18 protein-coding genes and 3 pseudogenes are annotated in these 18939 nt (G+C 70.8%); 8 read left to right on the forward strand and 13 right to left on the reverse strand.

Features of this window, described 5'->3' with window-relative positions:
* Positions 1-161: 161 nt before the first annotated feature.
* The 4 genes and pseudogenes from ACZ49J_RS06220 to ACZ49J_RS06235 all read right to left on the reverse strand — a co-directional run bounded on the left by ACZ49J_RS06220 (position 162) and on the right by ACZ49J_RS06235 (position 3142).
* Positions 162-1346 (reverse strand): NAD(P)/FAD-dependent oxidoreductase, encoded by a 1185-nt coding sequence (locus tag ACZ49J_RS06220; protein WP_467452038.1) that lies wholly within the window; start codon positions 1344-1346, stop codon positions 162-164.
* A complete protein-coding gene (locus ACZ49J_RS06225; RefSeq protein WP_467452039.1) occupies positions 1343-1540 on the reverse strand; it encodes a ferredoxin in 198 nt (65 codons plus the stop codon). Before ACZ49J_RS06225 ends, ACZ49J_RS06220 begins: the two co-directional genes overlap by 4 nt.
* A 45-nt stretch (positions 1541-1585) precedes the next feature.
* A pseudogene (locus ACZ49J_RS06230) lies at positions 1586-1876 on the reverse strand (cytochrome P450); the annotation flags it as partial.
* 276 nt (positions 1877-2152) lie between these two features.
* The gene (locus ACZ49J_RS06235) at positions 2153-3142 is read right to left on the reverse strand and encodes a response regulator transcription factor (protein WP_467452040.1); all 990 of its coding nucleotides are present in this window, start codon (positions 3140-3142) and stop codon (positions 2153-2155) included.
* Positions 3143-3621: 479 nt separating this feature from the next.
* Here ACZ49J_RS06235 and ACZ49J_RS06240 point away from each other — a divergent pair, with 479 nt between their 5' ends.
* Together ACZ49J_RS06240 and ACZ49J_RS06245 are read left to right on the forward strand one after the other, a co-directional pair.
* Entirely contained in the window at positions 3622-4389 is a 768-nt protein-coding gene (locus tag ACZ49J_RS06240; RefSeq protein ID WP_467452041.1) for an SDR family NAD(P)-dependent oxidoreductase, read from the forward strand.
* Positions 4390-4852: 463 nt separating this feature from the next.
* Positions 4853-7657, forward strand: a complete 2805-nt coding sequence (locus ACZ49J_RS06245) for a beta-L-arabinofuranosidase domain-containing protein (protein WP_467452042.1) — start codon at positions 4853-4855, stop codon at positions 7655-7657.
* A 47-nt stretch (positions 7658-7704) separates the two neighbouring features.
* Here the strand turns inward: ACZ49J_RS06245 and ACZ49J_RS06250 are convergent, their stop codons facing one another.
* Positions 7705-8589 (reverse strand): alpha/beta fold hydrolase, encoded by an 885-nt coding sequence (locus tag ACZ49J_RS06250; RefSeq protein WP_467452043.1) that lies wholly within the window; start codon positions 8587-8589, stop codon positions 7705-7707.
* Positions 8590-8851: 262 nt separating this feature from the next.
* Between ACZ49J_RS06250 and ACZ49J_RS06255 the strand changes: the two genes are divergently transcribed.
* Together ACZ49J_RS06255 and ACZ49J_RS06260 are read left to right on the forward strand one after the other, a co-directional pair.
* The gene (locus ACZ49J_RS06255; RefSeq protein WP_467452044.1) at positions 8852-9280 is read left to right on the forward strand and encodes a DUF1622 domain-containing protein; all 429 of its coding nucleotides are present in this window, start codon (positions 8852-8854) and stop codon (positions 9278-9280) included.
* Position 9281: 1 nt separating this feature from the next.
* The gene (locus ACZ49J_RS06260; protein ID WP_467452045.1) at positions 9282-9527 is read left to right on the forward strand and encodes a hypothetical protein; all 246 of its coding nucleotides are present in this window, start codon (positions 9282-9284) and stop codon (positions 9525-9527) included.
* A gap of 325 nt (positions 9528-9852) precedes the next feature.
* On the opposite strand, the gene ACZ49J_RS06265 is transcribed toward ACZ49J_RS06260, so the two are convergent.
* Positions 9853-10725: an endonuclease/exonuclease/phosphatase family protein gene (locus ACZ49J_RS06265; protein WP_467452046.1), complete on the reverse strand. Its 873-nt coding sequence runs from the start codon at positions 10723-10725 to the stop codon at positions 9853-9855.
* Positions 10726-10842: 117 nt separating this feature from the next.
* Here ACZ49J_RS06265 and ACZ49J_RS06270 point away from each other — a divergent pair.
* Positions 10843-11216: pseudogene (locus ACZ49J_RS06270) on the forward strand (MBL fold metallo-hydrolase); the annotation flags it as partial.
* Positions 11217-11341: 125 nt separating this feature from the next.
* Here ACZ49J_RS06270 and ACZ49J_RS06275 read toward each other — a convergent pair.
* From ACZ49J_RS06275 to ACZ49J_RS06295, 5 genes and pseudogenes are all read right to left on the reverse strand, one after another.
* Positions 11342-11623: a DUF6510 family protein gene (locus tag ACZ49J_RS06275; protein WP_467452047.1), complete on the reverse strand. Its 282-nt coding sequence runs from the start codon at positions 11621-11623 to the stop codon at positions 11342-11344.
* Between the two features lies 1 nt (position 11624).
* The gene (locus ACZ49J_RS06280; protein ID WP_467452048.1) at positions 11625-12389 is read right to left on the reverse strand and encodes a ferredoxin reductase; all 765 of its coding nucleotides are present in this window, start codon (positions 12387-12389) and stop codon (positions 11625-11627) included.
* Entirely contained in the window at positions 12359-12958 is a 600-nt protein-coding gene (locus ACZ49J_RS06285; RefSeq protein WP_467452049.1) for a sulfite oxidase-like oxidoreductase, read from the reverse strand. Before ACZ49J_RS06285 ends, ACZ49J_RS06280 begins: the two co-directional genes overlap by 31 nt.
* Positions 12959-13358: 400 nt before the next feature.
* Positions 13359-13693, reverse strand: a pseudogene (locus ACZ49J_RS06290) (YceI family protein).
* A gap of 105 nt (positions 13694-13798) precedes the next feature.
* Entirely contained in the window at positions 13799-14278 is a 480-nt protein-coding gene (locus tag ACZ49J_RS06295) for a hypothetical protein (protein WP_467452050.1), read from the reverse strand.
* A gap of 374 nt (positions 14279-14652) precedes the next feature.
* Here ACZ49J_RS06295 and ACZ49J_RS06300 point away from each other — a divergent pair, with 374 nt between their 5' ends.
* The 3 genes from ACZ49J_RS06300 (at position 14653) to ACZ49J_RS06310 (ending at position 17171) form a co-directional block, all read left to right on the forward strand.
* Positions 14653-14820: a hypothetical protein gene (locus ACZ49J_RS06300; RefSeq protein WP_467452276.1), complete on the forward strand. Its 168-nt coding sequence runs from the start codon at positions 14653-14655 to the stop codon at positions 14818-14820.
* A 78-nt stretch (positions 14821-14898) separates the two neighbouring features.
* Positions 14899-16098, forward strand: a complete 1200-nt coding sequence (locus ACZ49J_RS06305; RefSeq protein WP_467452051.1) for an epoxide hydrolase family protein — start codon at positions 14899-14901, stop codon at positions 16096-16098.
* A gap of 74 nt (positions 16099-16172) precedes the next feature.
* Positions 16173-17171, forward strand: coding sequence for an LLM class flavin-dependent oxidoreductase (locus ACZ49J_RS06310; protein WP_467452052.1), 999 nt, complete (start codon positions 16173-16175; stop codon positions 17169-17171).
* On the opposite strand, the gene ACZ49J_RS06315 is transcribed toward ACZ49J_RS06310, so the two are convergent.
* Both ACZ49J_RS06315 and ACZ49J_RS06320 read right to left on the reverse strand, forming a co-directional pair.
* Entirely contained in the window at positions 17168-17980 is an 813-nt protein-coding gene (locus tag ACZ49J_RS06315) for a lysophospholipid acyltransferase family protein (protein WP_467452054.1), read from the reverse strand. The two genes, ACZ49J_RS06310 and ACZ49J_RS06315, sit on opposite strands and share 4 nt — an antisense overlap.
* Complete coding sequence (locus ACZ49J_RS06320) at positions 17980-18753, reverse strand: GNAT family N-acetyltransferase (protein WP_467452055.1); 774 nt, start codon at positions 18751-18753, stop codon at positions 17980-17982. The genes ACZ49J_RS06315 and ACZ49J_RS06320 overlap by 1 nt, the downstream gene beginning before the upstream one ends.
* Positions 18754-18939 lie beyond the last annotated feature (186 nt).

An 18939-nucleotide genomic window follows, 5' to 3' on the forward strand; every position in this document is an offset into this window, starting at 1 on the left:
GTGTCCTCGGATGCTGCTCGCGCGAGGCCTTGGCGAGGCACAGGGTCCTCCCGCTGCCGAGCGGGCGTGCGACCGCCATGCCCGTCCCTCCGGCGCCGGTGACCACGACCACGTCGCGGCGCTCGTCGGGGGGACGATCCACCACGGCGACCTCCTCGGTGTCAGCGGCCACCGCCGGTGTCCCTCGCCGTCACCGCCTCACGCCAGGTCGCGCGGGCCGCGATGGCCTGCCGCCACGAACGGATCGCCTTGGGCGGCATGCCGACCGCGAGGGCGCCGCTGACGTGCCCGCCGGTGCGGTAGGCCGCGACGAACCGCCGCTCGGCCAGGTCCCCGTCCACCACGGCGACCTCGTCGTGGCCGCGCAGGTAGCCGTACGCCTGCACCTTCATGTCGTACTGGTCGGACCAGAAGTACGGCACCGGGGAGAACGGCTTGCGGGCCTCGGGGTGCAGGAGGTTGCGGGCGGCGGCCATGCCCTGTTCGGCGGCGTTGGTGCGGTGCTCGATCCGCATGGGCACCCCGAACAGCGGGTTGTACCAGCGGGCGACGTCACCGGCCGTGTACACGCCCCGGGCGGCCTCGCAGTACTCGTCGCAGTTCAGCCCGTCGTCGAGGGCCAGGCCGCTGCCGGCGAGCCACTCGGTGTTGGGCAGCGAGCCGATGGCGACCAGCACCTCGTCGGCGTCGACCGGTTCACCGTCCGCGAGCCGTACCCCGTCCTCGGTCACCGCGGTCACGGTGACCCCGGTGCGCAGGTTCACCCCGTGGTCGAGGTGGGCCCGCGAGAGCACCTGGCCGATCTCCTCACCGACCGCGTGGGCCAGCGGAACGGGCGCCGGTTCGAGCAGGGTCACCTCGGCGCCGAGCCGCGACGCCACCGCGGCGGCCTCGGCCCCGAGGAACCCGGCGCCGACGACGACCACCCGCACGCCGGGTTCCAGCCGGTCCCGCAGGGCCACCGCGTCGTCGAGCGTCCGCAGCACATGGGCAGCCTCACCGGGCAGCCGGCGCGGGCGCACCCCCGTGGCCACGACCAGACCGTCGTACGGCAGTGCCGAACCGTCCGCCAGACGCACCGTACGGTCCGGCACGTCCAGCCCGGTCGCGGCGACGCCGAGACGCAAGGAGAGGTCGAGGGCGTCGAGGTCGGCCGAGGGGCGCAGCGCCAGCCGCTCGGGGCTCCACTCGCCCGCAAGGAGCTGCTTGGACAGCGGCGGGCGGTCGTACGGGGCGTGCGGTTCGTCGCCGACGAGGGTGAGGGTGCCGTCGTAGCCCTCGCGGCGCAGCGTCTCGACGGCCGCGAGTCCGGCGGCCGAGGCGCCCACGACGACGACGCGCCTCACTCCTCCACCAGCCGGATCGCCGCCGCCGGGCAGATCGCCACGGCCTCGCGCACCCCGTCGAGGAGTTCCTCGCCGGGCTCCTCCTCCAGAAGGATCGCCACGCCGTCGTCGTCGCACTGGTCGAACACCTCGGGGGACGCCATGTCGCACTGCCCGGATGCCACGCTTTTCGGTTCGTCCAGTTCCACACGCATGGTCTGCTCCTCGTTCCTCTGGGGGGTGGGTCTCTCGTGGGGGTGTCACCAGCTGACGGGCAGGCACTTGACGCCGTAGGTGGTGCCCGTGTGGCTGAACGGCAGCTGTTCTATCGGAGCGGCGAGGCTCAGCGTGGGAACGCGCTTGTAGAGCGTGCCGTAGACGACCTGGAGCTCCAGGCGGGCCAGGTTCTGGCCGAGGCACTGGTGGGGGCCGTAGCCGAAGGCGTTGTGCCGGAATGCGGGACGGTTCAGGTCCAGCCGCTCGCTCTCGGGGAACGCCTCGGGGTCCCAGTTGGCGGCGTGCAGGTCGAAGAGCCGCTGGTCGGCGTGACGGGTGATCAGCCAGGGCCTGCTGCCGTTCCAGATCCGGACCTTGGAGACGGGTGTGCCGTCCCGCAGAGGCGTCAGGGCCGGCGGCGGGGCGAGCGGGCAGCCCATGTCCCGGGGCATCGGGTACTCGGGAACAGCCGGAGTGGACTCGGGCGTGGTGCCGGCGAGCGTGTCGGCCATGTCTCTCCTCGGTGGTGGGGGCTCCGGTCGGAGCGGAGCGCCGGCTGAAGTCGAGGCATCAATGAGCACATGCAAACAGAGTGGACTGACACCTCCCGGTCAGTTTCCTGACAGACAGCTGACATGACCTGGATCACATGAAGACGGCCGGGCAGAGGGCTGGCAGAACAGGACACCTACACCCAACACACCAGCATGGCAAGGGCGTTCGCATGGCCACACCAAGGAGCCGAGCGGCCGAACGGGCCCGCGAGAGGACCGTCGCGAGGACGTCCCACCCCACACTCCGGGGAGGCCGGAGGTACGCCAGGCGACCCGCCGCGACCTTGACGTGTTTGCTTCTTGAAAACGCCACATAGAGCTCACCTCACGCCCCGCCCCCGAACGGCCGAGCCAGTAGCCGAAGCCCCGGCGGGTGTGGATCAGCGCCGGACCACCCTGGCCGACCTTGCGCCGCAGCCGGGAGACGAGTTGCTCGATCGCGTTGTCCCCTCGGTACTCCCCCCAGACGTACCGGGCGATCCGCTCCTTCGACAGCACCTTGTGCGCGTTGCCCAGCAGATGGCGCAGCAGCCGGAACCCCGCGGGCGTGAGGTCCAGCACGCGCTCTCCGCGGCGCGCCTGACAGGTGAGGTCGTCCAGCACCAGATCCTCGTACTCAAGCACGCCCGCCCGCCTCGACGGCCCCTTGCCGCGCAGTAACACCTGGACCCGCGCCAGCACTTCGGCGATCCGCAGGGGTTTGGTGACGTAGTCGAGCTCTCCCGGCCCCAGTCCGGAGACGATGGCGCCCAGTTCGTCGTACCCGGCCAGAAGGAGCACCGGCGGGCGGCGGGCCATCACGGGGCGGGGCCCTTGGGCGACTTCCTCCAGGTCCGGCAGCGCCGTGTCGAGGACCACGAGATCGAACGGCTCCCCGGCCAGCCTTGCCACCGCCTCGCCGGCCGTCATCGTCACACCGGTCCGGTAGCCCGCCAGTTCCAGCGTCGTGGAGAGCAGTTCGTACGTGCCCGGATCGTCGGCGACGATCAGGAGGCGCTGCCCCTCTCCACGGGCGACCGAGGGTTTCTCACTGATGCTGCCGTACATGGGACAGACCATTCATCCAGGGCTCGCGCCGCGCACCGGGACGGCGGCGGCCGGCACACGCGGGCGTCACTGAGGGCCCCGTGGGGCCGCGGGAGGGCGAAGGAGTGACGGGCACGGCGGTGACCTCGGTCGGCGGGGGGCGAACTCCCCCACCGAGCAGCCGGATCGAGGACCCCCTCGCCGCCACCCGGACCACTCGCCGCTCGTATGACGGGGCCCCGCGCGTCACGCCGGGGGCGCGGCCCGGGCCGGCGCTTCACCCATGGCCGATTCGAGGGCCGCGCCCGCCGGCGGTGGTGTGGACATGCACACCAGCATACCGCGCACTTGCGTAAGTCAAGCAATATGGCTGCGATTGCTTGACTTAAGTAAACCCCTGTGCTTGCCTGACTCAATTACCGGCCCCATCGCACATGCCACCAGCCGTACCACGCGTATCCAGCCGGAACCCGCTCCGTCCACCCAGATGAGGAGGCAGCATGAGCAGCACCGGGCTTCAGGACCGCAGTGTGGTCGTCACCGGCGCCGGAAGCGGCATCGGCAGGGCGGCGGCCCTGCGGTTCGCCGAGGAGGGCGCGAAGGTCGTCGTCGCGGATCTGAACCCGGAGGGAGCCGAGGAGACCGTCAAGTCGATCGAGAGCACCGGGGGCACCGCCTTCGCGGTCATCGGCGACCTGAGCGACCAGGCCGTGGTGGACACGGTCGTCGAGCGGACCGTGGAGGCCTTCGGCGGGCTGGACGTGCTGGTCAACAACGCCGGGATCATGGACCGCATGTCCGCCCTCGCGGACGTCGACGACGCCGAGTGGGAGCGGGTCATCCGGATCAACCTGACCGCTCCGTTCCTGCTGACCCGTGCCGCCCTGCCGCACATGCTGGCCGCGGAGCGGGGCTCCATCATCTTCACCGCCTCCGAGGCGGGCCTGCGGGGCAGCGCCGCCGGCGCCGCGTACACCGCCTCCAAGCACGGCGTCATCGGCCTGGTGAAGAACCTGGCCGTCATGTACCGCAAGCAGGGCATCCGCGCCAACGCCATCGCCCCCGGCCCCACGATGACCGGCATCCAGGTCGACGCGGACCAGGCGGCCCACGGGCCCGCGGTCGTGGGTCAGTTCATCGGCGCCACCATCGGCCGGATCGGCACGGCCGAGGAACAGGCCGCCGCGATCGTCTTCCTCGCCTCCGACGCCGCCGCCTTCGTCAACGGCGCCGTCCTGCCCGTCGACGACGGCTGGGCCGCCGTGTGACCCCCGCTTCCGCCCCGGCCGGCGACGGGGCGGAAGGAGACGGGCAGAGGACCCACGACACAGGGCGGCCCGCCGCGGACCAGGTCCGCGGCGGGCCGCTCCTCGTCGAGCGGAGGTTGCGGCCGTCGCGGAGGCGCCCGTCAGGCCGCGGTCGGCCCAGCGGGCGGTCATGTTCCGCGCGCCGGAGGCGCGGTTGAGCAGGACGACGGCCCGTGACGCGCGGATTTCCAGCGGCCCCGCCCGGCGGGAGTCCCAACAGCCTCACGGACCGCGGAAGATGACCACCCACCGCCGCCGGGCCCCCGCACGCGTCAACCGGAACAGAACGCGTCGCAAGCGTTGACGTGATCGCTCCCCAAACCTATCTTCTGGTCGAACTGTCGCACAGCGTACGGCATTTCGAACGCACTGCGGCCTCGCCCGGCAAGGCCGGCCTCAACCCCCACGCAGAGACGAGGAACGCATGGCACCCGCCCTCCCCCGACGAGCCCTCCTCCAGGCCGCGCTGCTCGCCACGGCCATGCCGGCGATGACGTACGCCGCCACCGGCCGGGCGGCGGCGACGACGGTCCCGGCGCCGTCCGCCTGGGCGCTGCGGCCGTTCGAGCTGAAGGACGTCAAGCTGGGCCAGGGCGTCTTCGCCACGAAGCGCCAGTTGATGCTCGATCACGGGCGCGGTTACGACGTGAACCGGCTGCTGCAGGTGTTCCGCGCCAACGCCGGGCTCTCCACGGGCGGTGCCGTCGCCCCCGGCGGCTGGGAGGGGCTGGACGGCGAGGCCAACGGCAACCTGCGCGGTCACTACACCGGCCACTTCCTGACCATGCTGTCGCAGGCGTACGCGTCCACCGGGGACCAGGTGTACGCCGACAAGATCCGGACGATGGTGGGCGCGCTGACGGACGTGCGCGCGGCGCTGCGCGCGGACCCGGTCATGCTCAGTGTGACGGGGAGGTTCGGCACCGCCCACGAGAACGTCCGGGGCTCGTACCAGTACGTCGACCTGCCGAACACGGTACTCGGAGGTGCCTCGGCGATCACCCTGTCGGCCTGGGTGAAGCCCACGCACGACGCCAACTGGACCCGCGTCTTCGACTTCGGTGACAACACCACCCGGTACCTGTACCTGGCCGCCCGCAACGCGAGCGGCGTCCCGCGCTTCGCCATCACGACGACTGGGCCCGGCGGTGAGCAGGGCCTCAACGGCACCGCCGCGCTCCCGATCGGCCAGTGGAGCCACCTCGCGGTCACCGTCAGCGGCAGCACCGGCACCCTCTACGTCAACGGCACGGCCGTCGCCACCAACACGTCGATGACGCTCAACCCGGCGGCGCTGGGCACCCTGGCGAACAACTGGCTGGGCCGCTCCAACTTCTCCACCGACCCCGTGTTCGCGGGCGCCTTCGACGAGTTCAACGTCTGGTCGCGGGCCCTGACCGCCGCCGAGATCACGGCGCTGCAGGGCAACCGGGCCTCCGCGACCCCGGCCGGCCGGGGCGACCTGGTTTCGTACGACTTCTTCGAGACCACGGGCGGCACGTTCGCGGACGCCTCGGGGCGCGGGCTGACCGCCACCCTGCGCCGCACCTGGGGCGGGCCGAGCCACGCCGGGTTCCTCGCCGCGTACCCGGAGACCCAGTTCATCGCGCTGGAGTCCATGACCAGCGGCGACTACACCAAGGTGTGGGCGCCCTACTACACCGCGCACAAGATCCTCAAGGGTCTGCTCGACGCGTACCTCGCCACGGACGACGACCGGGCGCTCGACCTGGCGTCCGGCATGTGCGACTGGATGTACTCCCGGCTGTCGAAGCTGCCCGACGCCACCCTGCAGCGGATGTGGGGCATCTTCTCCAGCGGCGAGTTCGGCGGCATCGTCGAGACGATCGTCGACCTGCACGCGATCACCGGCAAGGCCGCACACCTCGCGCTGGCCAAGCTGTTCGACCTGGACAAACTCATCGACGCCTGCGCCGCGAACACGGACACACTCGACGGGCTGCACGCCAACCAGCACATCCCGATCTTCACCGGCTACGTCCGGCTGTACGACGCGACGGGCGAGACCCGCTACCTCACCGCCGCCAGGAACTTCTGGGGCATGGTCGTCCCGCACCGCATGTACGGCATCGGCGGGACGAGCACCGCCGAGTTCTGGAAGGCCCGCGGGGTCATCGCGGGGACGATCAGCGACACCAACGCCGAGACCTGCTGCGCGTACAACCTGCTCAAGCTGAGCCGGATGCTGTTCCTCCACGACCAGGACCCGAAGTACATGGACTACTACGAGCGGGCCCTGTACAACCAGGTCCTCGGCTCCAAGCAGGACAAGGCCGACGCGGAGAAGCCGCTCGTCACGTACTTCATCGGCCTGAGGCCCGGGCACGTGCGCGACTACACGCCCAAGCAGGGCACCACCTGCTGCGAGGGCACGGGCATGGAGAGCGCCACCAAGTACCAGGACTCGGTGTACTTCCAGAAGGCCGACGGCAGCGCGCTGTACGTCAACCTCTACAGCCCGTCCACCCTGACCTGGTCCCAGAAGGGCGTCACCGTCACACAGACCACGGACTACCCGAGGGAACAGGGCACCACGCTCACCATCGGCGGGGGCAGCGCGGCCTTCGAGCTGAAGCTGCGCGTGCCGTCCTGGGCGACGAGCGGCTTCAAGGTGACCGTCAACGGCGGTACGGTCAGCGGCACTTCGGCCCCCGGCAGCTACTTCACCGTCTCCCGGACCTGGCGCAACGGAGACACGGTGCGCGTCACCATGCCCTTCCGGCTGCGCGTGGAGAAGGCACTCGACGACCCGTCCCTGCAGACGCTGTTCTACGGCCCGGTCAACCTGGTCGGCCGCAACGCGAGCACCAGCTACCTCCAGGCCGGGCTGTACGCCAACGCGGCGCTGTCCGGCGACCTGTTGCCCTCACTGACGCCCGTGTCGGGCAAGCCGCTCCACTACACGCTGAACGGCACGGAGTTCGCCCCCTTCTCCGAGGGCACCGAGGATCCGACGCACGCGTACGTCCGGCGCTCCGAGCCCAAGGTCGTCTTCGGCACCACCGACTCCGGTGTGGCCAACCCGGCGAGGTCCGACGGCACGACGCTCCTGGACGAGGTCTGGGCGGGGGCACCGTTCGCCGGCAAGGGCGCGCTGGTGACGCGAGTACGGTCGACCGTGGACGCGTGGGTGTCGGCGGGGCTGCTCACCCGGGCCGACGGGCAGAAGGTGGTCACCACGGCGCAGAACGCGACGTACGTGAGCTGATGGCCAGGATGGCGGTGCTCACCGCCGCCGGCCGGCTGATCACGGCCCTACGGATGCACGCGGCCCAGGAACTCCCTCATCAGCCCCGCGATCTCGTGGAGGTGGGTCTCCAGCGCCCAGTGCCCGGCGTCCTTGAGGATGTGCAGTTCGGCGTCGGGCAGGTCGGTGAGGTACGCGTGCGCCGCCTCCTCGGGCATGTAGCCGTCGTGCGGTCCCCAGACGATCAGCGCGGGCGGCTGGGCTCCGCGCAGATAGGCCTGGTAGTCGGGGAACCGGCCGACGCTGTTCTTGATGTCGGCGAACAGGTCGACCATGATCTCGCGGTTGGGTGACCGCCCGAGCACCGGCCAGGACAGCTCCCACAGATCCGGGCTGATCAGCTCGGCCATGTGCGGGGGCACTTCTCCGATGACCTCCTCCCGCAGCCCGCGCTCGGTGACCGCCTCGGCGAGAGCGGCCCGCCGCTCGGGCGTGGGGTCGGCCCAGTACTCGCGCAGCGCCGCGTACTTGGGTCCGAGCGTGTCGGCGTACGCGTCCCCGTTCTGGATGACCAGCGCGGCGATCCGCTCGGGGTGCCGCACGGCCAGCTGCAGCCCCGCCTGTGAGCCGTAGTCGAACAGGTAGAGCGCGTAACGGTGCAGGTCGAGCACCTCCGTGAACCGCTCCAGCAGCCGGGCGTACCCCGCGAACGAGTAGTCGAAGTGGTCCCGGTCCGGCGTCTCGCTGTACCCGAACCCTGGGAAGTCCGGCGCGATCAGCCGCCACCGGTCGCCGAGCACGGGCATCAGGGTGCGGTACTGGAAGGACGACGACGGATACCCGTGCGGCAACAGCACGACGGGCGCACCCGGGGGTCCCGCCTCCCGGTAGAAGACCTCGACACCGTCGACGTCGACGGTCCGGTGGGCCACGGGGACGAGTTCGGACGGCATGGCTCCTCCAGAACGGGGCGGGGCGATGGCCGGGAAAGCGCCGAGTGCCCCCTTTTTCGGGCAGTCATTCTGTCGCGAGGCAGATCCGTAGTCGGCGGCCTCGGCGCTGGTACCGCGGGTCGCGGCCAGGCACGGAAGACATGTGCACGGCGAGCACGCGGCCGGCTGTGGGCCGTGGCGGTGGGTCCGTCTGCTGTCTGCCATTGGACGGGCCTCGCAGCCGCTCGGTGAGAGGGCTCCTGAGGGCGGGTAACCGCCAGGCATGATCCTGTCGTGGGAGGTACTGCCGGAGTCGGACCTGCGTGAGGCCATCGGTGGGCTCGTACGTGTGGTGGAAACCGCAGGCGCATTGATCATCTTTGTGGGGGCGGTCTGGGCGTTCGCCCGTTTCATCGCGGCCGTGGTGCGTGGCGGGGGGCAGGGGCAGGGCTTCAACCGGATCCGGCTGACACTGGGCAGGTTTCTCGTGCTGGGACTCGAGTTCCAGCTGGCGGGCGATGTGCTGCGTACCGCGGTGGCGCCCAGTTTCACCGAGATCGGGCAGCTCGCCGCGATCGCCGCCATCCGGACGGCGCTCAACTACATCCTGGGCCGTGAGATCGCCCGTGAACGTGCCGAGCTCGAACGGGACACAGAAAGGGAACCCCAGCAGGACGCGGGAGCCAGGGCCGAACGACGAAAGGCGACGTAGCGTGAACGCGGTGATCGAGGCAGCCGCGCTGCTGGTTGTCGCAGCCGGCGTCGTGTCGTTCCTGACGGCCTACGCGGCCACGCGCACGATCCGCTCCGCCCTGCCGCTCCTCCTGGACTTTCTCATGGCCGCCGGCCTGATCCGCCTCGCGGGTGATCTGTCGTGGAGCAGTATCGCGCTGACGGTCTCCATCATCGCCGTCCGTAAGGTCGCCGCTTTCGGCGTCGCCGAGAAGAGCACGGCATGAGTGATGAGCATGATGGAGTGCGGCAGACGATATGGCGTCCCGGCTGTCCCCCGCTCTGCCCCACTTCCCCCACACCTGCCCCCTCGCGCTTCTGCCGGACACAGACGGCACCGGACCGCTGCCAGCGGCCCACAGGACTACCGGCTCACCAGTTCACCCGTAGGTAAACTGCCCCTCGTAGGTCCCTCACTGACTCGACTGAATGGTCACTTGAGTGCGCGAGTCGCGCGGTAACCAGCGGGTGGTCTGCGCCTGTGTCCAGCCCTGTAGCGAACCTCCTCGCGTGCGCCCTTCCCGCTTCTGCGCAGCGTCAGGACAGCGTCGCTCAGTCCAAGGCCCATGAGCCGGGCCTATGGGCGGGGAGCAGCAGGTCGGCGACGAGACCGTAGTGGTCGCTCGCCCATACGCCGTCGACGGGCTCGGAGAAGACCTGCTCGCACAGATCGACACGCAGGGTCGGTCCGTAGTCGTCGCACCGAACCATGATGTAGTCGACGCGCCGCCCTTCCTCCTCGGGCATCTCACCCTGCCGCACGAGAGGGTTGACAGGGGAGAAGGTGTGACCCGGCTCGCCCGGATGAGCCGTCTCCCATGCGTCGCGGTAGCACACGCTCAGGCCGCCCAACGACTGCCGACCCGTCCAGAACCGCACACTCGCGCTGTCAGGAGGGGCATCGAAGTCCCCGAGCAACACGACATGACCGTTTCCCGCCATGGCTTCCACGAGACGGGCGGCAGCGACGGCCTGCGCCTCCCGCTCCCGCTCCTGGCCGCGCTCCCAGCTCGGTTTGTGGTGCACCACCAGCATTGTCCCGAACGGACTGGGCGCCTGCACCTCCGCGACCGTCACCCCACACCACGCTGCCATCGCCTCCCGTCCGACATCGCCGAACGCATCCGCCCATACGGCCGTGATCGGCCATCGGCTGGCGACGGCTGCCCCCACCCCGTCCTCGGACCAACGCGGGTGTGCGGCCACATGCCAGCCCTCTCCCAGCAGTTCCCTCACACCGTCATAGCCCTCGCGGCGGACGACCTCCTGCAGGGCGACGACATGCGGCTGCCAGTCCTGCACCCCCCGCTCCAACAGGCGCCTGCGCCGCTGCCAATCGGCATGCCGCCTCGCCAACACGTTCACCGTCATCGCCCGGAAGATCCCGGAACGGGGCCTTGCCTTTCCGCCGCCCATGGCCGACATCCCTCTTCCCGCGAGGCGCGCATCTGCCACCTCAGCCCTGCCCGTCTCGATCGCAACGCCTTGATCTTCCCGTGTTCAAGTCGAGGGTGCGCGCAGCGCATCCGCGAGCGATGCCGCGGGGCGAAGGCCAAAGGCCTGGCCGACTGGAAGTCGATCGAGCTGGAGCGGCCGGGCGGCGGCACCGTCACCGTCACCGACGTGCCCGCCATCCGCGGCCCGGATCGCGTGAGGAGGTCGAGCCGTTCACCGGCCAGGTCGTCGGCTTCGTCCTGACGGGGGAGAGCCTGCCGAGGGTTTACGTCAGTGGCGACAACGCCTCGCTCGACCCGGTCAGGGAGATCGCCGAGCGCTTCGCCCTGGTGGACACCGCCCTCCTCTTCTCCGGAGCACCCCGCTTCCCCGGGCTCTTCGACGGCCTGCCCGTCGTCCTGGACAGCGCCCAGGCCGCCGAGGCCGCCCGGATCCTCGGCACCCGCCGCGTCGTCCCCGTCCCGAGAGGCGCAGGCACCGGACGGCTGGCGTGCGCGACCGCTTCGACATGCTGGACTTGACAGAGATGACGGCGCCCGCATCGCGACGACCACCGTCAACGACGGCGTTGCCACGGGCGGTGGCTTCATACGGGCGGCAGCGGGACGCGCATGCAGACCGTGCCGCGCAGATCCAGCCATGCGGCGTCGGGGGCCCGCACGAGTCGCAGGATCACCGCGCCGCAGTTCGGGCAGCGGGCCACCATGCCCGGGGCGTGCGCGTACACGCGCAGGTCGGCGACGAGAGCGGTGTGCCCACAGCCGGTGCAGCGCCCGGAGGCCACGGTGACGTCCGCGGTGAACAGCTCGCCCAGGGGACCGGCGAGCGCGTTGCCGTCCTGGTAGTCCATGGTGTCGTGTTGGTCCATATCAGCCTCCCGTGGGCCCGAAGCGTTCGGTTCTGATCCGGCGCGGTTCGTGGCCCAGGGCCACCAGCTGGGCCGCTGCGGTCTCGACGAAGCCGGTCGGCCCGCAGATGAAGCAGACCGGCTCGAACTCCGGTGGCCAGCCGTGGGTCTGCAGGTCCGCGAGTTGCAGACGCTTGGCGGGTCGCGGCCAGCCGTCAGGCGTGTGCCGCGTGTAGAGGTGGGTGACCTCCAGACCTCCGTCACCGGGCTGCGGGAAGCGCAGTTCGGATGCGTAGTACCGGTCCTCCGGGGTACGGACCGAGTAGATCAGCCGGAAAGGGGTACGGCTGCCGAGGCTGCGGCGCGTGCGGATCATGGCCATCAGCGGGGCGATCCCCGATCCGCCGCCCACCAGCAGCACCGGCCGGGTATCGGCCGGGCGCCAGACGAACCAGCCGCCCACCGGGCCCCGGATCTCCACCAGATCACCGGTCTCCATCACATCGACCAGATACGGCGAGACCTCCCCGTCGGGCACGCGCTGCACCGTCAGCTCGATCCGCTCGCCGTCGGGTGCCGAGGTCACCGAATAGCTGCGCTGGGTGCTGTAGCCGTCCTCGGCGGTCAGCCGCACGTCCACGTGCTGGCCGGGCAAGTGCCCTGACCAGCCGGGCACGTCGAAGACCAGCGTGCGAGCCGAAGGCGTCTCGTCACGCAGACCGACCAGCCGGGCGGCCTGCCAGGTCAGGGGCGCCGTCAGTCGCCCTGGTACCGCTGCTCGCGCCATGGGTCACCGTAGTCGTGGTAGCCGGCGCTCTCCCAGAAGCCCGGCTCGTCCTCGGTCAGCAGCCGCATGCCCCGCACCCACTTGGCCGACTTCCACAGGTACAGATGGGGTACCAGCAGCCGGGCCGGGCCGCCGTGCACCGGAGCGAGGTCCTCCCCCTCATACTGGTAGGCGATCCACGCCTTGCCACCCAGCAGGTCCTCCAGCGGGATGTTCGTCGTGTAGCCGCCGTAGGAGTGGACCAGCACGAACTCGGCCGCCGTCTCCACATCGGCGAACAGCGTGTCCAGCGACACCCCTTGCCAGCCGGTGCCCAGCTTCGACCACTTGGTCACGCAGTGCAGGTCCACTGTCGGCCGCTCGCTCGGCAGCGCCAGCAGTTCCTGCCACGACCAGCTGTGGCGCGTCGCGCTCTCGGTCGTGATGGTGAACTCCCACTCCTCCCGTGCGATGCTCGGCGTAGGACCGGCCGACAACACCGGAAAGTCCTCGGTCAGGTACTGCCCGGGAGGCAGTTTCACATCGGCGGGGCGTGCCCGGCCGTGAAAGCCTCGCGAAACGATTCCCATGGATCTGCCCCATTCCGTCAGGGGAGACACGACGCCGACGACCCCGGGGACGACATCTCCATTGTGAAAGACGCGAGCGGAATTCACACGTCGTGGCTTCGCGCCGCCCGAGGACAACGCCCGTGACCTCCGGCCAAGGGCTCACCCCGGTAGGTGGCCGAGGCCCGGTGGACCGCCAGGCCGGTGAGGTGGGCGACGGGCTGCCCGTGGGCCATGGGCAGCCCGTTCAGCAAGGCGGCGCCGCCATGATGGAGGTCCACTGCGGACCAGACAGCGGCTCAGCCTTTGCAGTCACACGTCAGCGGCTGTTTCGCCGGCCTTGAGGACGGCCTCGATGTCGACCACGACATCGACGATGGCGCTGACGACTACTCCGCCCCGGTCGACCACGTCGTTCCACTCACCCCGAAAGCATGGCGATTGATACGGGTGGTGGCCGTGGAGCCCGTACGCCTCCTGGGCCCCCGGGCCGTCCCCTTACAGCGAGATCCCCGGTGACCTCGCATTCGGTTGCGCTGAGCTGATGAACGCGTGAGCCGAGGGATGTCCACGTCGGGTGGTGTTGGACGTCGACGAAGTCGGCACTGCGCAGGTGGGCGTCACGCCGGGCTGACCGGTGTACACCTGTGGCGCGTCGATGGTCGCCTTGACGCGGGCCTTCTCCGGCTCGTCCGGATCGACCTCCAGCCAGCCGTGCACGTTCTTGAACTGCCCGCGCACGTAAGTGACCATCATGCGCCTGGCGCGGAGTTCCGCGCCCGGTATGGCCGGGCTCGAAGAACCATTTGGCCGTGGCCATGTTGGCTCCCCTGGAGCCTTTTCCCCTGGGGTGGGAGTTGATCAGCGCCGGAGCATGCGCCAACGGCTGAGGGTGGCCTCCACGGGTCCCCGGTCCTTGGTCACGCCCTCGGTGATGAGGGAAATACCGACGCCCAGCAACCAGACGTCCTTGGCCAGCGCGATTCCCTGCTCGGTGGGGCGCAGACTGCCTTCCTGGCGCATGCCTGGCGTACGCATGTAGAGCCCGAGAGTGCCGCACGAGAAGGCGGTGAGGGCGGCTCCGGCGATGGCGGCGGGCATGGCCGGCAGGAGCAGCGCGGTGGCAACGGCGATCTCCCCGGTGGAGAGCAGCCGGGTGAGCTTCTGGGCGTCGAGCCTGCCCAGGAAGGGGTAAGTGGCGGTGGCGAACTGCTGGAGTCCCTCAGCGGTTGCCTGGTCCGCGTCGCGTTTCGACAGTCCGGAGTTGAGGAAGAACGCACCGACGGTGAGCCTGAGCGGCAGTTGCCGCGCTGCGGAGCGCCATGCCGAATCGAATGCCACGTCCAGCCTCCCGACTCTCGCCCCCGCCTACCACCATGCCACCGGTCCGAACCATGTCAAACGGGCAGTAGTCCCTGCCTGGGGCGCGTAACCGGGCGGGTGGCAGTACCGTAACGGCGACGCTTGTGGGGCGTGACGGGGCCGGCACCTGGCCCGCCCCCGCCGCAGAGCGGACTCGGCGAGGACCCCGAGCGCGCGGAGACGCGGGCCGCGCAGCCGACGGCGTTCGCCCCGGACTGGAACTGCCCCTTTTGCGGGTGTTAGATGGAAAGCGTCACGAAAATGGAGACGTGCCGCAACAGCGGGCATCCACCAGGCCGCGTTTGCCTGGTTGACGGGAAGCTGAAGAGCAGGGCTACGCCGCCGCCCAGTGGATCACACCAAAGACGGAGCAGCCAAAGGCCCTGGACGCCAGTCGCATGGCGGTGGCCGGCGAATCGGTGGACGGCAGCATGACGACCGCGCCGGCGCTGATGGCCACGGAACGCGGCGAACACTCGTGCAGCAGTCGATGCGATACCCGGTCGCCGACACGGCGATGAACACCGCGTCGTACGAACGGTTCGCCACGCCACCGGTTACGAGGCTTCCCGCCCGTCCGCGAACCGAGGAGCGCCGCTATGCCCGTCACGGCCGAAGCAACAGCCATCCGTCCGTTCCGGATCGAGGTTCCGGAGGAGCAACTCGCCGAGCTGCGCAGCCGGATCGAGGCGACGCGCTGGCCTTCTGAAGAACTCGTCGCCGACCGGTCGCAGGGCGTGCGACTGGCGACGCTGCAGGCGCTCGCCCGCTACTGGACGACCGAGTACGACTGGCGCAGATGCGAGGCGCGGCTGAACGCGCTGCCGCAGTTCACGACCGAGATCGACGGGGTCGGGATCCACTTCATCCACGTCAGGTCGCGGCATGAGCACGCGTTGCCGCTGATCATGACTCATGGCTGGCCCGGCTCGGTCATCGAGCTGCTGGAGACCGTCGGCCCGCTGACCGACCCGACCGCTCACGGCGGCACCCCCGAGGAGGCGTTCCACCTGGTGCTGCCGTCCCTGCCTGGCTACGGCTTCTCGGGCGAGCCGACCGAGCTCGGCTGGGAGTCGGGCCGCATCGCACGCGCGTGGGCGGAGCTGATGGGCCGCCTCGACTACACGCGCCACGTCGCCCAAGGGGGCGACGTGGGCGCCACCGTCACGGACGCGATGGGCCGCCAGGCACCCGAGGGGCTGCTCGGCATCCACATGAACCTGCTCGCCGGGGCGCTCGGCTTCAAGGACCAACTGCCTGCGGAGTCCGAGCAGGAACGCGCGGCGCACGAAGCGGTCGACACGTTCATGACGGACGGCTTCGGCTACTTCCTGGAGCAGTCCACCCGGCCGCAGACGATCGGATACTCCCTGCTGGATTCACCCGTCGGGCTGGCGGCCTGGTTGCTCGACCACGACACGGACAGCTACTTGAAGATCTCCCGCGCGTTCGTGGACGGCGAGCCCGTGGGCAATCTCACCCGGGACAACATCGTCGACAACATCACGCTGTACTGGCTGACGGGCACCGGAACCTCGGCCGCCCGGTGGTACTGGGAGTTCGGACGGGCCCTGGCGGCAGCCCAGGCGGCCGGCCAGGCTCCTCCGGCGGTCTCGGTTCCGGTCGGCTTCACGACGTTCCGCGGCGAGCTCTGGGCTGCCCCGCGCAGCTGGGTCGAGACGGTCTACCCCAAGCTCACGTACTTCAACGAGGTCGACAGCGGCGGCCACTTCGCCGCATGGGAGGAACCGGAGCTCTTCTCCAAGGAGGTGCGGGCTGCGTTCGGCTCACTGCGCTGACTACGCCATCGTGTTCGGCTCCGGTTGTGTAAAACACGCGGGAATCCCGGAGCCCGCCGCGCGTTGAACTCCATGTGACCTCAGTGATCGCACAGACCCGGTTCTCGGTCCTCGACCGTTCCCGCACCCGTGAGGGGCACGACGCCACCGAGGCCTTGCGGGACACGGTCACACTCGCGCGGGAGCTGGAGGACCTGGGCTATCACCGGATCTGGGTGTCGGAGCACCACGGTGTGCCCGGAGTCGCCGGTTCGGCGCCGACCGTGCTGGCCGCGGCCGTCGCGGCGGCCACGCGACGCATACGGGTGGGCACCGGCGGGGTGATGCTGCCCAACCACCGGCCGTTCGTCGTGGCCGAGCAGTTCGGGGTTCTGGAGGCCCTCTTCCCCGGGCGGATCGACATGGGCCTGGGCCGGTCCGTCGGCTTCACCGACGGGGTGCGCAGGGCCCTGGGGCGGGACAAGGGCGACGCGGACGACTTCGCCGGGCAACTCGACGAACTGCTCGGCTGGTTCCGCGGCACGTCTCCGACGCGTGCGCACGCGCGCCCGGCGGAGGGTCTGGCGGTGCCGCCGTTCGTGCTCGCGATGGGCGAGGGCGCCGCGATCGCCGCCCGGGCGGGCCTGCCGATGGTCATCGGCGACCTCCGCGACCGCGAGAGGATGCAGCGCGGCATCGACCACTACCGCGCGGCCTTCCGGCCCTCTCGCTGGGCCCGGGAGCCGTACGTCGTCATCTCGGGCACGGTCGCGGTGGCCGCCACGCCCGAGGAGGCCCGGCGCCTGCTGCTCCCCGAGGCCTGGTCGATGGCGTACTCGCGCACGTACGGCACGTTCCCCCCGCTGCCGCCGGCCGACGAGGTCGAGACCCGCGCGATGACCGCCAAGGAGCGCGGCTTCTACGAGTCCGGCCTCACCGGCCACATCGCCGGTACGGAGGACCAGGTGGCCCACGAACTGGAGACGGTGCTGAAGGAGACGGGAGCGCAGGAACTCCTCGTCACCACCAGCACCTACGACCGTGCGGCCCTGCTGGACTCCTACCGGCGACTGGCCCGGATCACCGCCGGCTAGACCACGGCCCTGTGGTGGGGCTCCACGCGCTCCCCCAGCCCCGCGGACACCTCGGCGGCGCGGGCGAGGGAGCGGCGGTCGGGGCAGGTGCCAGGCGGCACCACGTCCCGCACCTCGGCCTCGGCCACCAGACCGCGAGCCGTCGCCACCCGCCACAGGGAGGCGAGCAGGGTGTCCTCTCCGACGAAGGCGGGGGCCGTGCTGGCGGTGCCGTCGCCGTGCCGGTAGTGGATGCGGACGGGCTGGACGGGGACGCCGGCGTCGAGGGCGGCCTGGAAGACGGCGCGGCGGAAGGTGCCGCCGCCCCGCCCGCACCAGGTGCTGCCCTCGGGGAAGGCCGCGACCGCCGCGCCGGCGCGCAGGGCACCGGCGACGCGGTCGACCGTCCCCGGCAGGACGCGCAGCCTGTCCCGTTCGATGAACAGGACACCGGCCCGCGCCGTCAGCGGGCCCGCCACCGGCCACCGCCGGATCTCGGTCTTGGCGAGCATCCGGGCCGGACGCACGGCGGCGAGCAGCGGGACGTCCAGCCAGGAGATGTGGTTGGCGACGAGGAGCACCCCGCCCGACGGCGCGGTGGTGCCGGTGACACGGACCCGGACGCCCGCGGCCCGCACCATCGCCCGGCACCACCACCGCACCAGCCGGTCCGGTACCCGCCTGCCGATCGGCAACAGCGCGATCCCCCCGAGCAGGAGGACCGTCACCGCCGTCAGCCGCAGCACCGCCCGGGGCAGGGCCGCGGTGGACCCCGTCGGCTCCACGCACGCCTTCGGAGTGCACGGCGCGCTGGGCAGCCAGACGCTCATCAGGCCGGCAGCAGCGACAGGAAGTGCCGCAGATAGCGCGGGTTGACCCTGCTCATCGGCAGCAGCACGTACAGGTCGGCGACGCCGAAGTCCGGGTCGTGCGCGGGCTCACCGCACACCCAGGCGCCGAGGCGGAGGTAGCCGCGCAGCAGGGGCGGCGGTTCGGCGCGCTGCCCGGGCCGGACCACGTCGTCGTGGGCCCAGGGCAGCAGGGGCCGCACCCGGTAGCCCTCGGGAGCGAGGTGCTTGGCCCGTACGCGGTCCCATGTACCCGCGGCGAGCGCGCCGCCGTCGGCGAGCGGAAGCGAGCAGCAGCCCGCCAGCCACTCGTGACCGCCCTGGATCATGTACCGCGCGATCCCGGCCCAGATCAGGCCGATGACCGTTCCGTCACGGTGGTCGGGGTGCACGCAGGAGCGCCCGACCTCGACGAGCCCGGGACGGATCGCGTCCAGCGGTGCGAGGTCGAACTCGCCCTCCGAGTACAGCCGCCCGGCGACCGCGGCGCGCTGCGGCGGCAGCAGCCGGTACGTACCGACGACCTGGTCGGTCAGGGTGTCCCGGACGAGCAGGTGGTCGCAGTACGCGTCGAAGGCGTCGACGTCGAGGCCGGGCTGCGGAGTGGTCAGCAGCGCGCCCATCTCGCCGGCGAAGACGTCGTGCCGCAGCCGCTGCGCGGCACGCACGTCGGCCTCGTCACGGGCGAGGGTGACGGTGTAGCGGGTGGGCGCGGTCGCCTGGGGCGGGCTGTCGAGCGTGGATACGCCGGTCATGGCTGGCTCTCTCCTGGGGACGGACGGGCCTGTGCGGCGGGAGCTGAGCGGGCCGCCGGTTGGTTACGGCGTGCTCGCTCCTGTTTTCCCGACACCGACTGACCGGCGCGTGACCTTCGCAGAGAGGCGGGGTGTGGGCTTGCTGAATGCCAGGGGGCTGCGGCGCGACAGATCTTGGCGGGGCCG

Source organism: Streptomyces sp. NPDC030840 (genome assembly GCF_055572015.1).

Bases quoted from the DNA above. Each gene is read 5' to 3' on its own strand.
- ACZ49J_RS06225 (WP_467452039.1), bottom strand. From the start codon at position 1,540: ATGCGTGTGGAACTGGACGAACCGAAAAGCGTGGCATCCGGGCAGTGC.
- ACZ49J_RS06235 (WP_467452040.1), bottom strand. From the start codon at position 3,142: ATGTACGGCAGCATCAGTGAGAAACCCTCGGTCGCCCGTGGAGAGGGG.
- ACZ49J_RS06240 (WP_467452041.1), top strand. From the start codon at position 3,622: ATGAGCAGCACCGGGCTTCAGGACCGCAGTGTGGTCGTCACCGGCGCC.
- ACZ49J_RS06245 (WP_467452042.1), top strand. From the start codon at position 4,853: ATGGCACCCGCCCTCCCCCGACGAGCCCTCCTCCAGGCCGCGCTGCTC.
- ACZ49J_RS06250 (WP_467452043.1), bottom strand. From the start codon at position 8,589: ATGCCGTCCGAACTCGTCCCCGTGGCCCACCGGACCGTCGACGTCGAC.
- ACZ49J_RS06255 (WP_467452044.1), top strand. From the start codon at position 8,852: ATGATCCTGTCGTGGGAGGTACTGCCGGAGTCGGACCTGCGTGAGGCC.
- ACZ49J_RS06265 (WP_467452046.1), bottom strand. From the start codon at position 10,725: ATGTCGGCCATGGGCGGCGGAAAGGCAAGGCCCCGTTCCGGGATCTTC.
- ACZ49J_RS06275 (WP_467452047.1), bottom strand. From the start codon at position 11,623: ATGGACCAACACGACACCATGGACTACCAGGACGGCAACGCGCTCGCC.
- ACZ49J_RS06280 (WP_467452048.1), bottom strand. From the start codon at position 12,389: ATGGCGCGAGCAGCGGTACCAGGGCGACTGACGGCGCCCCTGACCTGG.
- ACZ49J_RS06285 (WP_467452049.1), bottom strand. From the start codon at position 12,958: ATGGGAATCGTTTCGCGAGGCTTTCACGGCCGGGCACGCCCCGCCGAT.
- ACZ49J_RS06305 (WP_467452051.1), top strand. From the start codon at position 14,899: ATGCCCGTCACGGCCGAAGCAACAGCCATCCGTCCGTTCCGGATCGAG.
- ACZ49J_RS06315 (WP_467452054.1), bottom strand. From the start codon at position 17,980: ATGAGCGTCTGGCTGCCCAGCGCGCCGTGCACTCCGAAGGCGTGCGTG.
- ACZ49J_RS06320 (WP_467452055.1), bottom strand. From the start codon at position 18,753: ATGACCGGCGTATCCACGCTCGACAGCCCGCCCCAGGCGACCGCGCCC.